2 protein-coding genes are annotated in these 16,885 nt (G+C 69.9%); both read right to left on the bottom strand.

What is annotated here, in order from left to right:
* Window positions 1-8: 8 nt before the first annotated feature.
* Window positions 9-5,546, bottom strand: a complete 5,538-nt coding sequence (locus tag O7595_RS33230; protein ID WP_443071876.1) for a type I polyketide synthase — start codon at window positions 5,544-5,546, stop codon at window positions 9-11.
* Between the two features lie 111 nt (window positions 5,547-5,657).
* Window positions 5,658-16,589 carry a type I polyketide synthase gene (locus O7595_RS33225; protein WP_269732285.1) on the bottom strand — a complete coding sequence of 3,644 codons (10,932 nt, stop codon included), beginning with the start codon at window positions 16,587-16,589 and terminating at the stop codon, window positions 5,658-5,660.
* Between the last annotated feature and the right edge of the window lie 296 nt (window positions 16,590-16,885).

Genomic DNA, 16,885 nt, shown 5'->3' with positions numbered 1-16,885 from the left:
CCGCAGGGTCACTTGTCGCCGAGCGCCAGCTGCACGAGATCGTCGACGTTCAGGTCGGCGATCGCGGTCTCGTCATCGGCGTCGTCCAGCGTGCCGATCGGCGGTTCGTGGTCATTGACTTCAACCAGCCTGACCAGGGCGTCCAACAGTCCAGCCGCCCGGAGCCGGGCGAGTGGGAGCGATGCGAGCCCGCGCCGCAGCCGTGCCTCGTCCACGTCCGGGCCGGCCGTGACTCCGTCGGGGAACAGTTCGCGGTGGAGATAGCGGGCGAGGGCGAGCGGGTTGGGATAGTCGAAGACGACGGTGGCGGCAAGCTTGAGGCCGGTGGCCCCACGAAGGCGGTTACGCAACTCGACCGACGTGAGCGAGTCGAACCCGGAATCCTTGAACGCCGTCTCCGCCCCGACCTTCGCGATCCCGGCATGACCGAGAACCATCGCCACATGACCACGGACAAAATCGAGCAGCAACGCTTCCTGCTCCTGTGATGTGAGCCCCGCAAGCCGGGCAGCAAGACCGCCACCGCTGTCCCCCGCCCCTGCCTGCCTGTCCCCCGCCCGTGCCTGCCGCCGTCCGCTCTGCACCAGACCACCCAAAAGCCCCGGGAGACCCCCGCCGGCCACGGCATCAGCACGCAGCCTCCGCAGATCCAGCTTCATCGGCACCACCAGGGCTGCGGAAACCCGCAGAGCCGCGTCGAACAACCCCATTCCCTCGGCAGGGGCGATAGGCAGGAAGCCGCTGCGGCTCATACGGGCCTGGTCGACCGCACCCAGGTGAGCGGTCAATCCGGCGGACTGCTCCCACAGGCCCCAGGCCAGCGACACTCCAGGCAGGCCCGCCGCCCTCCGCCGGTGAGCCACCGCGTCGAGATAGGCATTGGCCGCCGCGTAGTTGCCCTGCCCCGCCGAACCGATCAAACCCGACGCGGAAGAGAACACCGCGAACACCGACAGATCCATGTCCCGCGTCAGCTCGTCCAGATGGCCGACGGCCGTCACCTTCGGCCCGAACACATACGCCAACCGTTCCGGTGTCAGTGCGCCGATCACACCGTCGTCCAGCACACCAGCGGTGTGCACAACACCGGTCAGCGGATGCTGCGCCGACACAGAATCCAAAAGCGCGGCCACCGCATCCCGGTCAGCGACATCACACGCCGTCACAGCCACCGATTCGGCACCCGACTCGCCAAGCCCGGCGGCCAGTTCGGCCGCGCCCTCCGCATCGGGACCGCGGCGGCTGACCAACAGCAGGTGCCGTACACCGTGCTCAGCCACCAGGTGCCGGGCGACCAGGGCCCCCAGGGAGCCAGTGCCACCCGTAACCAGAACCGTCCCCTCAGAGTCGAAGACGGCAGGGACATCAGAGATGTCGGGGACGGCGGCACCGCTCGTGTCACGGACCAGACGAGGCGCGGACAACACCGTGCCCCGCACGGCGATCTGGGGCTCGCCGGTAGCGAGCACAGCGGCGAGGACCGGTCCCATTTCGACGCCCGTGACGTCGAGGCCGGAGCCGGTAGCGGTGTCGAGCAGAACGATCCGATCGGGGTTCTCGCTCTGGGCAGCCCGGACCAGACCCCACACAGCGGCACCGGCCGGATCGGTGACATCGCCGTCCCCACCAGCCGGCACCGCACCCCTCGTAACCACCACCAACTTGCCGCTCTCCAAAGCCGGGGCTACCAGCCAGGCCTGAATGACACCCAGCACCCTGCTCGTCAGGGCGAGCACCTCATCGGCATCGTCGGCCCCCTCCCCGTATGCCTCCAGAACGGCCACGGCCGGAGCATCGACGGCCAAGGCGGCCACATCTTCGGCGGTGGCGACCGCTACCCACGACGGCACCGTCTCCGCGCCCAGGGCAGACACGGGCAGTTCGACCCACTCCACCCGGAACAGGGAGCCGTCGTCGCCCGCCGCACCGGCCGCCGCCCCCAACCGCTCGGCGGACACCTCCCGGAACACCAGCGAGTCCATGGACAGGACGGGTTCACCGGTCTCATCGGCCGCCTGCAACGACAGCACGTCCGGCCCGGGAGACACCAGCCGCACCCGCAACGCCGAAGCACCAGTCGCATACAACGCCACGTCGTTCCAAGAAAACGGCAGCACAGTTCGCGACCCGCCCTCACCGGCAGCAACCTCGTCCGGCCGAACAAGACTCCTGGCATGCAAGGCAGCATCGAACAGCGCGGGATGGATACCGAACCTCACCGCGTTGTCCCGCTGCTCATCGGGCAGAACGACCTCCGCGAAGACCTCCTCACCCCGCCGCCACACCGCACGTAGACCCTTAAACGACGGGCCAAACACATAACCCCGAGCAAACATCTCCTCGTAAAACCCGGCGACATCGAGCGGCACCCGCTCAGCCCCGACCGGCGGCCACACCGAGACATCAAACCCGGCCGTGCCCGTACTCCCGGCCAAAGCCGACCGCAGCCGGCCGGTGGCATGACGAGTCCAGACGTCGCTGTCGTGATCGCCGGCAGTGTCCTCAGACGCCGAATACACAGTGACAGCGCGGGCACCGTCCTCCTCCAGGCCACCGACCGCGACCTGGACCCGGACACCACCCTGCTCCGGCACCACCAGCGGCGCCTCGATCACCAACTCCTCCACCACACCGCAACCGACCTCGTCACCGGCACGAACCACCAACTCGACCAGACCCGTGCCCGGCACCAGCACAACCCCGCTCACCGCGTGATCCGCCAACCACGGATGCGTCCGCAGCGACAGCCGCGAAGTACACAGGACACCCCCCGTCTCCGGCACCGCCACCACCGCACCCAACAACGGATGATCAACACCCGCCTGACCAAGCGCGACAGCATCGACAGCAGGAGCGGAACGCAGCCAGTAATGCTCGTGATCGAAGGCATACGTCGGAAGCTCAACGTGTGAAGCACCGCCGACCGGCAGCAACGCCGCCCAGTTCACGGCCACACCCCGGACGAACAGTTCGGCCATCGAGGTCAGCAACCGGCGCGGGCCGCCCTCCTCACGTCGCAGCGAACCACCGACCACCGCCTCCGTGTCGGCCTCATCCACGATCTCGCTGACCGGCTGGACCAGCACCGGATGAGCGCTGGATTCCACGAAGACGGTGTGGCCGCCGGCCAGGAGGTCGGCGATGGCGGGACCGAAACGGACCTGGCTACGCAGGTTCCGGTACCAGTACCCGCCGTCGAGGACATCCGCCTCCTTTACCCACTCGCCCGTCACCGTCGAGAGGAAAGGAATCAGCGGCGCCTGCGCACGGATGTCGGTGAAGGCGGTTGTCAGTACGTCCTCGATCGCCTCCACATGCCGGGTGTGGGAGGCGTAATCCACCGCGACCCGACGCACCCGCACACCATCCGCCGCAAGAACCTCCAGCGCCTCATCAAGGGCTTCGGCATCACCGGCGATCACCACCGAGAACGGACCATTGACCGCGGCCACCTCCACCCGGCCCGCCCACCGCTCGATACGTTCGGCCACTTCAGCCTCAGGCAGCGCCACCGACGCCATACCACCCCGGCCCGCCAGACTTGCGGCGATCACCTGACTGCGAACCGCCACCACCTGGGCAGCGTCCTCCAGCGACAACGCACCCGCCACACACGCCGCGGCGATCTCACCCTGCGAATGCCCCACCACCGCATCCGGCACCACACCCACCGACGCCCACACCGCAGCAAGACCCACCATCACCGCAAAACTCGCCGGCTGCACCACATCCACCCGCTCCAACAACGCAGCCGGAACATCCCCCCGCAACACATCCACCAGCGACCAGTCCACCCACCGCTCCAACGCCGCAGCACACTCAGCAATCCGCTCCGCGAACACCGGCGACGAGTCCAGGAGTTCACGCCCCATCCCCACCCACTGCGAACCCTGACCCGGGAACACCAACACCGTCCGCCCCGCAACCGCGGCCGACGACAACCCACCACTGACCACACCAGGAAGGGACTCGCCCCGCGCCAGCGCCCCCAGACCCGCCACAGCCTCACCCCGCGAACCTGCCAAGACCACCGCACGCTGGGACAACACCGCACGCTGAGCAGCCAACGCCGTGGCCACATCCGTCAGGGGCACCTTCTCGCCGGACTCCGCAAAGGACGTCAACCGCTCGGCCTGGCCCGCCAGGGAACCGGCACTCCTCGCCGACACCACCAGCGGCACCACACCATCGCCGACGTCCACCGTCGACTCAGGCGCAGGCTCCACCGGCGTCACGGGCTGCTCTTCAGGGGCCTGCTCCAGGATCAGGTGCGCGTTGGTCCCGCTGACACCGAAGGACGACACACCAGCGCGGCGGGGCCGGCCGGTGTCGGGCCACGCACGAGCCTCGGTCAGCAGCTCCACCGAGCCCGCCGACCAGTCCACCTTCGCAGACGGGGCATCGACATGCAGCGTGGGGGGCATGACCCCGTGCCGCAGCGCCTGCACCATCTTGATCACACCAGCCACACCCGCCGCGGCCTGGGTATGACCGATGTTCGACTTCAACGACCCAAGCCACAGCGGGCGCTCGGGTTCCCGGTCACGGCCGTACGTCGCCAGCAGCGCCTGCGCCTCGATCGGATCACCGAGCACCGTGCCCGTGCCGTGTCCCTCCACCACGTCCACATCCGCCGTCGAAAGACCAGCATTGGCAAGCGCCCTACGGATCACGCGCTGCTGCGACGGACCATTCGGCGCCGTCAGACCATTCGACGCACCGTCCTGATTCACCGCGCTGCCACGGATCACCGCGAGCACCCGATGCCCGCGCCGCCGGGCCTCCGACAACCGCTCCAGAACCACCACGCCGACACCCTCGGCCCAGCCAGTGCCGTCCGCGGCGTCCGAGAACGCCTTGACCCGGCCGTCGACGGCGAGGCCGCCGTGGCGCGAGAACGCCACGAACGCACCCGGCGTCGCCATCACCGTGGCCCCGCCTGCCAGCGCCAGCGAGCACTCCCCCCGCCGCAACGCCTGCGCCGCCAGATGGATCGCGACCAGCGAGGACGAACACGCCGCGTCCACCGTCACCGCCGGACCCTCAAAACCGAACACATACGACACCCGGCCCGAGGCCACACTCGTCATCGCCCCCGTGCCGATAAACCCTTCCAGTTCCGCCGTGCTGAAGCCGTACCCCTGTTCATAGACGCCGGAGAACACCGCGACGTCCTGGCCCTTCAACGTCCCCGGGTCGATCCCGCCCTGTTCCAACGCCTCCCACGACGTCTCAAGCAACAACCGCTGCTGCGGATCCATCGCCAGCGCCTCACGCGGCGAGATCCCGAAGAAACCCGCGTCGAACTCCCCCGCCTCATACAGGAACCCGCCCCGGGGCACGTAGGAGGTGCAAGCCTGGCCCGGACCGGAGTCGAACACGCCCTCCAGATCCCAGCCACGATCGGATGGGAAACCGGACATACCGTCCCGGCCCTCGCTGACCAGCCGCCACAAATCCTCCGGACCCGCCACACCACCGGGCAAACGACACGCCATACCCACAACCGCAACCGGCTCCGACTTCTCGGCCTCAAGCTCCAGCACACGCTGATGGGAACGGCGTGCCTCTGCGAGGGTGCGCTTGAGATAGTCGCGAAGCTTGCTCTCATCTGCCATCGGGGTTCAGCTCCTAGAGGCTGTGACGGTCTGGGGTTGCTAGTTGCCGAACTCGGAGTCGATCAGGTCGAAGAGCTCGTCGTCCGAGGCGGCATCGAAGTCGAGCTCCTCCTCAGCGGACGGCGTTCCGTTCGCCAGCGACCAGGAGGCCAGAAGGCCCTGAAGCCGGGCTGTCACTTGGGCGCGGACCGAGTCGTCGGCGGGCGTCTCGGCCAAGGTGGCATCGAGCCTGCTCAGTTCAGCCAGCAGCGGATGCGTCGCGGCCGCGGATTGCGTTGTGGTCCCGAGTTCGCGGTGGAGATAGCGGGCGAGGGCGAGCGGGTTGGGATAGTCGAAGACGACGGTGGCGGCAAGCTTGAGGCCGGTGGCCCCACGAAGGCGGTTACGCAACTCGACCGACGTGAGCGAGTCGAACCCGGAATCCTTGAACGCCGTCTCCGCCCCGACCTTCGCGATCCCGGCATGACCGAGAACCACCGCCACATGACCACGGACAAAGTCGAGCAGCAACGCTTCCTGCTCCTGTGATGTGAGCCCCGCAAGCCGGGCAGCAAGACCGCCACCGCTGTCCCCCGCCCCTGCCTGCCGCCGTCCGCTCTGCACCAGACCACCCAAAAGCCCCGGGAGACCCCGGCCGGCCACGGCATCAGCACGCAGCCTCCGCAGATCCAGCTTCATCGGCACCACCAGGGCTGCAGGACCCCGCAGGGCCGCATCGAACAACCCCATTCCCTCGGCGGGGGTGAGGGGCAGGACACCGCCGCGGCTCATGCGGGCCTGGTCGGTCTCGCTGAGGTGGGCGGTCAGGCCCGTGCTCTGCTCCCACAGGCCCCAGGCCATCGAGACACCGGGCAGGCCGGCGGCCCGCCGATGGGCCATGAGCGCGTCGAGGTAGGAGTTGGCAGCGGCGTAGCTGCCCTGGCCGGCCGAGCCCAGCAGAGCGGCAGCCGAGGAGAACACAGCGAACGAGGCAAGTTGCGGGGCAAGTTCACGGGTCAGCTCGTCCAAGTGGCGAACGGCAGTGACCTTCGGAGCGAAGACTCCCTCGATACGTTCCGGCGTCAGCGCGCCGATCACACCGTCGTCCAACACACCGGCCAGGTGCACGACACCAGTGAGCGGGTGCTCGGCAGGCACAGCCGCCAAAAGAGCCGCCACCGCGTCCCGGTCAGCGACATCACACGCGCAGACCCTCACCACCGCACCCGACTCGCCAAGCTCGGCAACCAGTTCCGCCGCACCCTCCGCGTCCGGACCACGCCGACTGACCAACAGCAGATGCCGCACACCGTGCTCAGCCACCAGGTGCCGGGCGACCAGGGCCCCCAGGGAGCCAGTGCCACCCGTAACCAGAACCGTCCCCTCAGAGTCGAAGACGGCAGGGACATCAGAGATGTCGGGGACGGCGGCACCGCTCGTGTCACGGACCAGACGAGGCGCGGACAACACCGTGCCCCGCACGGCGATCTGGGGCTCGCCGGTAGCGAGCACAGCGGCGAGGACCGGTCCCATTTCGACGCCCGTGACGTCGAGGCCGGAGCCGGTAGCGGTGTCGAGCAGAACGATCCGATCGGGGTTCTCGCTCTGGGCAGCCCGGACCAGACCCCACACGGCGGCACCGGCCGGGTCCCTGACGTCAGCATCCCCACCAGCCGGCACCGCACCCCGGGTCACGACCACCAGCTTGCCGCTCTCCAAAGCCGGGGCTACCAGCCAGGCCTGGAGCACGGCCACAACGCGCGTGGTGAGGCCGAGCGGGTCCTCGCCGTCACCGGTCATCGCCGTAAGGACGGCAACCGGCGGCAGCGTCTCGCGAGCGGCGAGCGCCGTCACGTCGTCCACGGTGACCAGAGGCACCCAGGAGGCGGGGGCCGAGGCACCCTCAGGGGCCGGCAGCTCGGTCCACTCCACCCGGAACAGGGAGCCGTCGTCGCCCGCCGCACCGGCCGCCGCCCCCAACCGCTCGGCGGACACCTCCCGGAACACCAGCGAGTCCATGGACAGGACGGGTTCACCGGTCTCATCGGCCGCCTGCAACGACAGCACGTCCGGCCCGGGAGACACCAGCCGCACCCGCAACGCCGAAGCACCAGTCGCATACAACGCCACGTCGTTCCAAGAAAACGGCAGCACAGTTCGCGACCCGCCCTCACCGGCAGCAACCTCGTCCGGCCGAACAAGACTCCTGGCATGCAAGGCAGCATCGAACAGCGCGGGATGGATACCGAACCTCACCGCGTTGTCCCGCTGCTCATCGGGCAGAACGACCTCCGCGAAGACCTCCTCACCCCGCCGCCACACCGCACGTAGACCCTTAAACGACGGGCCAAACACATAACCCCGATCAAACATCTCCTCGTAAAACCCGGCGACATCGAGCGGCACCCGCTCAGCCCCGACCGGCGGCCACACCGAGACATCAAACCCGGCCGTGCCCGTACTCCCGGCCAAAGCCGGCCGCAGCCGGCCGGTGGCATGACGAGTCCAGACGTCGCTGTCGTGATCGCCGGCAGTGTCCTCAGACGCCGAATACACAGTGACAGCGCGGGCACCGTCCTCCTCCAGGCCACCGACCGCGACCTGGACCCGGACACCACCCTGCTCCGGCACCACCAGCGGCGCCTCGATCACCAACTCCTCCACCACACCGCAACCGACCTCGTCACCCGCACGAACCACCAACTCGACCAGACCCGTGCCCGGCACCAGCACAACCCCGCTCACCGCGTGATCCGCCAACCACGGATGCGTCCGCAGCGACAGCCGCGAAGTACACAGGACACCCCCCGTCTCCGGCACCGCCACCACCGCACCCAACAACGGATGATCAACACCCGCCTGACCAAGCGCGACAGCATCGACAGCAGGAGCGGAACGCAGCCAGTAATGCTCGTGATCGAAGGCATAAGTGGGGAGATCGACCTGGGTGTCGACGGCGATGGCCGGGAGGACACCCGCCCAGTCGACGGGGACGCCTCGGACGAACAGTTCGGCCATCGAGGTCAGCAGTCGGCCAAGGCCGCCCTCCTCACGGCGCAGCGAACCACCGACCACGACACTAGACCAGCCCATGTCATCCACGTGGTCGACGATCTCGCTGACCGGCTGGACCAGGACGGGGTGGGCGCTCGACTCCACGAACACCGAGTAACCCTCACCCAGCAAGTCGGCGATAGCAGGACCGAAGCGGACCTGGCCACGGAGGTTCCGGTACCAGTACGCGCCGTCGAGGACATCCGCCTCTTTTACCCACTCGCCCGTCACCGTCGAGTAGAAAGGAATCAGCGGCGCCTGCGCACGGATGTCGGTGAAGGCGGTTGTCAGTACGTCCTCGATCGCCTCCACATGCCGGGTGTGGGAGGCGTAATCCACCGCGACCCGACGCACCCGCACACCATTCGCCGCAAGAACCTCCAGCGCTTCATCAAGGGCTTCGGCATCACCGGCGATCACCACCGAGGACGGACCATTGACCGCGGCCACCTCCACCCGGCCGGCCCACCGCTCGATACGTTCGGCCACTTCAGCCTCAGGCAGCGCCACCGACGCCATACCACCCCGGCCCGCCAGACTTGCGGCGATCACCTGACTGCGAACCGCCACCACCTGGGCAGCGTCCTCCAGCGACAACGCACCCGACACACACGCCGCGGCGATCTCACCCTGCGAATGCCCCACCACCGCATCCGGCACCACACCCACCGACGCCCACACCGCGGCAAGACCCACCATCACCGCAAAACTCGCCGGCTGCACCACATCCACCCGCTCCAACAGCGCAGCCGGAACATCCCCCCGCAACACATCCACCAGCGACCAGTCCACCCACCGCCCAAGCGCCGCAGCACACTCCCCCACCCGCTCCGCGAACACCGGTGACGAGTCCAGGAGTTCACGCCCCATGCCAACCCACTGCGAACCCTGACCCGGGAACACCAACACCGTCCGCCCCGCACCCACCGCGCTGCCAGTGACCAGACCGGGAAGGGACGCGCCCCGCGCCAACGCCCCCAGACCCGCCACAGCCTCACCCCGCGAACCGGCCAAGACCACCGCACGGTCGGAGAGCAGCGCCCGTCGTGTCATCAGCGTCGCCGCCACGGCGTCCAGCGGCGCGGTCTCAGCCATCTCAGCCGTCTCGGACGTCTCCGCCGTCTCAAGGAACGAGGCGAGGCGCGCGGCCTGCCCCGCCAGGGATGCCGTCGAGGCGGCGGACACGACCAGCGGAACCACTCCGGCGGTCGATGCGGCCGGCGCCGCGGGCTGCTCCTCCGGTGCCTGTTCCAGGATCAGGTGCGCGTTCGTGCCGCTGATGCCGAAACTGGAGACACCGGCGCGGCGCGGCCTGCCCTCCTCCGGCCACGCGCGGGCCTCGGTGAGCAGTTCGACCGCGCCCGCCGTCCAGTCGACCTGGGGCGTCGGCTCCGTCACGTTGAGCGTGGGCGGCATGATGCCGTGTCGCAGCGCCTGCACCATCTTGATCACGGCGGAGACACCGGCCGCGGCCTGCGTGTGACCTACGTTGGACTTGAGCGAGCCCAGCCAGAGCGGGCGCTCCGGGTCCCGGTCCCGGCCGTACGTGGCGAGCAGGGCCTGCGCCTCGATGGGGTCGCCGAGCTCCGTGCCGGTGCCGTGCGCCTCCACGACGTCGATGTCGGCCGCGGCGAGGCCACCGTTGGCGAGCGCCTTGCGGATGACCCGCTGCTGCGAGGGCCCGTTGGGGGCGGTCAGGCCGTTCGAGGCGCCGTCCTGGTTCACGGCCGAGCTGCGGACGACCGCGAGCACCCGGTGGCCGCGCCTGCGGGCCTCCGAGAGGCGTTCCAGTACGACGATGCCGACGCCCTCGGACAGGATGGTGCCGTCGGCACCGGCCGAGAACGCCTTGACCCGGCCGTCGGCGGCGAGGCCGCGCTGGCGCGACATGCCGCGCAGTCCTATGGGTGAGCCCATGACGGCGACACCGCCTGCGAGGGCGAGCGAGCATTCGCCCTGACGCAGTGCCTGGGCAGCGAGGTGGATGGCGACGAGGGACGAGGAGCAGGCCGTGTCGACGGTCACCGAGGGGCCCTCGAAGCCGAACACGTAGGACACCCGGCCGGAGGCCACGCTGCCGGCGGTGGCCGTCGTGACGAAGCCTTCGAGTTCGTCGGGCATGTTGCTGAGGGACTCGACGTAGTCGTGGATGGAGACGCCCGAGAAGACACCGATGTTGTCGCCGCGCGCGGAGTGGGGGTCGATGCCGGCCCGTTCCAGGGCCTCCCACGAGGTTTCGAGGAGGAGCCGCTGCTGTGGATCCATGGCGAGCGCCTCGCGCGGCGAGATGCCGAAGAAGCCGGCGTCGAACTGGGCGGCGCTGTGCAGGAATCCGCCCTTGTGGACGTAGGCCGTGCCGGGTTTGTCGGGGTCGGCGTCGAACAGGCCGTCGAGGTCCCAGCCGCGGTCGTCCGGGAGGGCCGCCATGCCGTCGCGGCCCTCGGCCACCAGACGCCAGAGGCCGTCGGGGTCGTCGACGCCGCCGGGCAGGCGGCAGGCCATGCCGACGATGGCGATGGGCTCGTCGGGCTCGGCGGTGAGGGCGACGGGGGTGGCGGTGGCGCCGGCCGTGTCGTTGCCGAGCTCCTCGCGCAGGTAGCGGGCGAGTGCCACCGGGGTGGGGTAGTCGAAGATGAGGGTGGCGGGGAGCTTGACGCCGGTGGCGGCGCCAAGCCTGTTGCGGAGTTCGACCGCGGTGAGCGAGTCGAAGCCGATCTCGCTGAACCCTCGTGTGCCTTGGGCGAGTTCGGCGGCGTTGAAGCCGAGGACCGCGGTGGCTTCGGCCTGCACGATGCCGAGGAGGACGGCTTCCTGTTCGGCCTCGGACAGTCCGGCGAGGCGCCGAAGCAGGTCACTGCCGTCGCCTGCGCCGGCGCGTGCGAGGCGGCGGCCACTGCGCACCAGGCCGCGCAGCAGGTGCGGGACGGTGCCGCCGGAGGCCGCGTCGGCACGCAAGGACCGCAGGTCGAGCTTGATCGGTACGAGGAGGGTGTGTTCGGCTCGCAGGCCGGTGTCGAGCAGGGCGAGGGCCTCGGCGGGGGTGAGGGGCAGGACACCGCCGCGGCTCATGCGGGCCTGGTCGGTCTCGCTGAGGTGGGCGGTCAGGCCGGTGCTCTGCTCCCACAGGCCCCAGGCCATCGAGACACCGGGCAGGCCGGCGGCCCGCCGATGGGCCATGAGCGCGTCGAGGTAGGAGTTGGCAGCGGCGTAGCTGCCCTGGCCGGCCGAGCCCAGCAGAGCGGCAGCCGAGGAGAACACAGCGAACGAGGCAAGTTGCGGGGCAAGTTCACGGGTCAGCTCGTCCAAGTGGCGAACGGCAGTGACCTTCGGAGCGAAGACTCCCTCGATACGTTCCGGCGTCAGCGCGCCGATCACACCGTCGTCCAACACACCGGCCAGGTGCACGACACCAGTGAGCGGGTGCTCGGCAGGCACAGCCGCCAAAAGAGCCGCCACCGCGTCCCGGTCAGCGACATCACACGCGCAGACCCTCACCACCGCACCCGACTCGCCAAGCTCGGCAACCAGTTCCGCCGCACCCTCCGCGTCCGGACCACGCCGACTGACCAACAGCAGATGCCGCACACCGTGCTCAGCCACCAGGTGCCGGGCGACCAGGGCCCCCAGGGAGCCAGTGCCACCGGTGACCAGGACGGTGCCCCCGGGGGCGAAGGCGTACACACTCTCGGTCTTGGTCTCGGCACCAGCGTCGGCGTCGACAGCGGGCTCGGTCTCGACGGCGGCCGCGCGTACCAGACGCGGGGCGGACAGAGCAGCCGTGCCGCGGACGGCGACCAGCGGCTCCGCTGTGGCGAGCACGGGCCCAAGGACGGGACCCGCTCCGGCGGAGTCGGCGGGGTCGAGGTCGACGAGCACGATGCGGTCGGGGTTCTCGGCCTGGGCGGCGCGGATCAGGCCCCAGACGGCGGCGCCTGCCGGGTCCGTGACGTCAGCATCCCCACCAGCCGGCACCGCACCCCGGGTCACGACCACCAGCTTGCCGCTCTCCAAAGCCGGGGCTACCAGCCAGGCCTGGAGCACGGCCACAACGCGCGTGGTGAGGCCGAGCGGGTCCTCGCCGTCACCGGTCATCGCCGTAAGGACGGCAACCGGCGGCAGCGTCTCGCGAGCGGCGAGCGCCGTCACGTCGTCCACGGTGACCAGAGGCACCCAGGAGGCGGGGGCCGAGGCACCCTCAGGGGCCGGCAGCTCGGTCCACTCCACCCGGAACAGCGAGTCGCGGCTCTCCCGGCCGACCGCGTCGGCGCCGAGCTGCTCGGCGGTGACCGGCAGGGATACCAGCGAGTCCATGGTCAGGACGAGGTCGCCGGTCTCGTCGGCTGCCTGGAACGAGAGCGCGTCCGGGCCGCTCGGGGCGACTCGTACGCGCAGGGCGGAGGCGCCCAGGGCGTGCAGGACAAGACTGTTCCAGGCAAAGGGCAGAACTTTGCGGTCGTCGTCGGGGTTGGCGAAGGCGTTGGTGTGCAGGGCGGCGTCGAGCAGGGCCGGGTGGATGCCGAACCGGTCGGCGTTCTCGCGCTGCTCGGGCGGCAGGACAGCCTCGGCGAACAGTTCGTCGCCGCGCCGCCACACGCCGCGCAGGCCTTGGAAGGCCGGACCGTAGGCGTATCCGCGGGCGGCCAGATCCGAGTAGAAGTGGTCGATGGCGACGGGCTGCGCGCCGGCCGGGGGCCAGGCGGCGAAGTCGACGGCGGGCGTCGTACCGTCGGCCGGGGTGGCGTTGGAGAGCAGGCCGGTGGCATGCCGGGTCCATCCCCCCTGTCCCGCCTCGTCGGAGGTGTCCTCGCGGAGGGAGTAGACATCCACGGTGCGCGAGCCGTTGGGGCCGGCGCCGCTGACGGCTACCTGGATTCGGACGCCGCCGTGCTCGGGCAGCACGAGCGGTGACTCGATGACGAGTTCCTCCAGGACACCGCAGCCGAACTCGTCGCCGGCTCGCACCGCCAGATCCACGTAGATGGTTCCGGGTACGACGACCGCGCCCGCGATGGCGTGGTCCGCGAGCCACGGGTGGGTGCGCAGGGAGACTCGGGAGGTGAGGACCAGACCGTCGGACTGCGGCAGCGGGACCACCGCGCCGAGCAGCGGGTGATCGGTGCCGGTCAGGCCGAGCGAGACGGCGTCGTCGGCGGTGCCGGTCAGCTGGATCCAGTAGTGCTGGTGATCGAAGGCGTATGTCGGGAGGTCGATGCGGCCGGCGTCGGCTCGGGCCGCGAGGACGCCGCTCCAGTCGACGTGGACGCCTCGGACGAAGAGCTCGGCCATCGAGGTGAACAGGCGGCGCGGGCCGCCGTCTTCACGGCGCAGGGAGCCGGTCACGACGGCGTCGGCCTCGGCGCCGACCACGATCTCGCTGATCGGCTGGACCAGGACGGGGTGGGCGCTGGACTCCACGAACACGGTGTGACCGTCGGCCAGGAGGTCAGCGATCGTGGGACCGAAGCGGACCTGCCGGCGCAGGTTGCGGTACCAGTAGCCGCCGTCGAGGACACCCGCCTCGCGAATCCACTCACCGGTCACGGTGGAGAGGAACGGCATGGCGGGAGCCTGGCTGCGGATGTCGGCGAAGGCCTCGCTCAGGATCTCCTGGACGGCTTCGACATGCCGGGTGTGCGAGGCGTAGTCGACTGCGATACGGCGCACGCGTACGCCTTGGTCCTCCAGCGCGTCGACGGCCTCGTCGAGGGCTTCGGCGTCACCGGCGATCACCACTGACACCGGACCGTTGACCGCCGCGACCTCGATCCGGCCGGCCCACCGCTCCAGACGCTCGACGGCCTCTGCCTCGGACAGCGCCACCGACGCCATACCGCCACGGCCCGCCAGGCTTGCGGCGATGACCTGACTGCGTACCGCCACAATGCGAGCGGCGTTCTCCAGGGACAGCGCGCCCGACACGCACGCGGCAGCGATCTCACCCTGCGAGTGACCGACCACCGCATCCGGCACCACACCGACCGACGACCAGACGGCGGCAAGGCCGATCATCACGGCGAAGCTCGCAGGCTGCAGCACATCCACGCGCTCCAGGAGTTCGGCCGGAACATCCCCTCGCAGCACATCCACCAGCGACCAGTCGACCCACCGCTCAAGCGCCGCCGCGCACTCAGCGATCCGCTGCGCGAACACCGTTGAGGAATCGAGGAGTTCGCGGCCCATGCCGGTCCATTGCGAACCCTGCCCTGGAAAGACGAGCACGACCTTTCCGGCCCCGCCCGGCGTCGACGCGCTGCCGACGGCCACCGTGTGTGCGGCTTCGCCGCGCGCCAGCGCGCCCAGGCCCGCCAGGGCCTCCTCGGGCGAGTCGGCCACGACGACCGCGCGCTCGGCGAGCGTCGCCCGGCCGGTGGCCAATACGGCCGCCACGTCGGCGAGCGCGACCGTGCCGGACGCCTCGACGAACGACAGCAGACGCTCCGCCTGGCCGGTGAGCGAGGCGGCCGTGGCCGCCGACAGCACCAGCGGCACCACGCCGTCGACCGCTGGAGCCGGCGAGGGGCCGGAGGCAGTTTCTGCGGCGGGCTCTTCTTCCAGCGCCTGCTCCAGGATCAGGTGGGCGTTCGTACCGCTGGCACCGAACGAAGACACACCGGCCCGGCGCGGCCGGCCCACCTCCGGCCACGCACGGGCCTCCGTCAGCAGCTCCACCGAGCCCGCCGTCCAGTCCACCTGCGAGGTGGGGGCGTCGACGTGCCGGGTGGCGGGCATGACACCGTGCCGCAGCGCCTGCACCATGTTGATCACTCCGGCCACACCGGAGGCGGCCTGGGTGTGGCCGATCACCGACTTGACCGAGCCGAGCCACAGCGGCCGGTCCTCCGACCGTTCCTGGCCGTACGTGGCGATCAGGGCCTGCGCCTCGATCGGGTCACCAAGAACGGTGCCGGTGCCGTGGCCCTCGACCATGTCGATGTCGGCCGTAGTGAGGTCGGCGCTCTCCAGCGCCTTGCGGATGACGCGCTGCTGCGCGGGCCCGTTGGGCGCGGTCAGGCCGTTGGAAGCGCCGTCCTGGTTGAGGGCGGAGCCGCGGATCACCGCGAGGACCCGGTGTCCGTTGCGGCGTGCCTCCGACAGCCGCTCAAGCAGGATCACACCTGCGCCTTCGGCCCAGCTGGAGCCGTCCGCGCAGGCCGCGTACGACTTGCAGCGGCCGTCGAAGGCGAGGCCGCGCTGCCGGGCGAAGCCGACGAACCCGCCGGGGGTCGCCATCACGGTGGCGCCGCCGGCCAAAGCCATGGAGCACTCGCCGCGCCGCAGTGCCTGGGCGGCCAGGTGGATGGCAACCATGGAGGAGGAACACATGGTGTCGACGGTGACGGCGGGGCCTTCGAGGCCGAGTGTGTAGGCGACCCGTCCCGAGGCGACGCCGCCCGCGGTGCCCAGGGCGCGCTCCAGGCTGAGAAAGCCTTCGAGGCCGCTGAGGTCGGGCGCGTAGTCCTGGTGGACCATGCCGGCGAACACGCCGATGTCAGTGCCGCGTACGGAGTTCGGGTCGATGCCGACTCGTTCGAGGGCCTCCCAGGAGACCTCGAGGAGCTGCCGCTGCTGAGGGTCCATCGCGAGCGCCTCGCGCGGCGATATCCCGAAGAACGCGGCGTCGAATTGGCCGGCGTCGTGCAGGAACGCGCCCTCGCGGACGTACGTCGTGCCGGGGTTGTCCGGGTCGGGGTGGTAGATGCCTTCCAGATCCCAGCCGCGGTCCTCGGGGAAGGTGGTGTAGACGTCGGTGCCGTCGGTCACCACCCGCCACAGGTCCTCGGGGGTGCGTATGCCGCCCGCGTACCGACAGGCCATCGAAACGATCGCGATGGGTTCGGCCGAGGACTCGGAGAGACGCTGGTTCTCCTGCTGGAGCCGCGTGTTCTCCTTGAGCGAGGCACGCAGTGCGTTGACGATCTGCTCGTCCGGTGCCGTCATCTCGGTAGGTCCTCCGTCTTTGTCGCTGTCGGTAAACCAAATGGCGGTAAGTCGGCTGATCAGTTGGGGTCTTTTCCCGGGGCGCGCAGCATGCCGAGAAGGCCGGCCTTCCGGAACCGGGCGAGCGGGACTCGTCGTCGCCCGTTTCCGTCAGCGGTCCAGAACGCAGGAAACCGGCGAGGGCGTCCGAGGTCGGATAGCCGAAGATGAGAGTCGCGGCCAGCTTCGAAGTACGAGGTCAGTTGACGCGGCACCGAACCCTCATCGCGGGTGCTCGCATCGATGTGAAAAGGAGA

Source organism: Streptomyces sp. WMMC940 (assembly GCF_027460265.1).
Taxonomy (GTDB): domain Bacteria; phylum Actinomycetota; class Actinomycetes; order Streptomycetales; family Streptomycetaceae; genus Streptomyces.
The sequence above is the reverse complement of the archived record's forward strand: the minus strand, read 5'-3'. Positions and strand labels throughout refer to the sequence as shown.

Bases quoted from the DNA above. Each gene is read 5' to 3' on its own strand.
- O7595_RS33225 (WP_269732285.1), bottom strand. From the start codon at position 16,589: ATGACGGCACCGGACGAGCAGATCGTCAACGCACTGCGTGCCTCGCTC.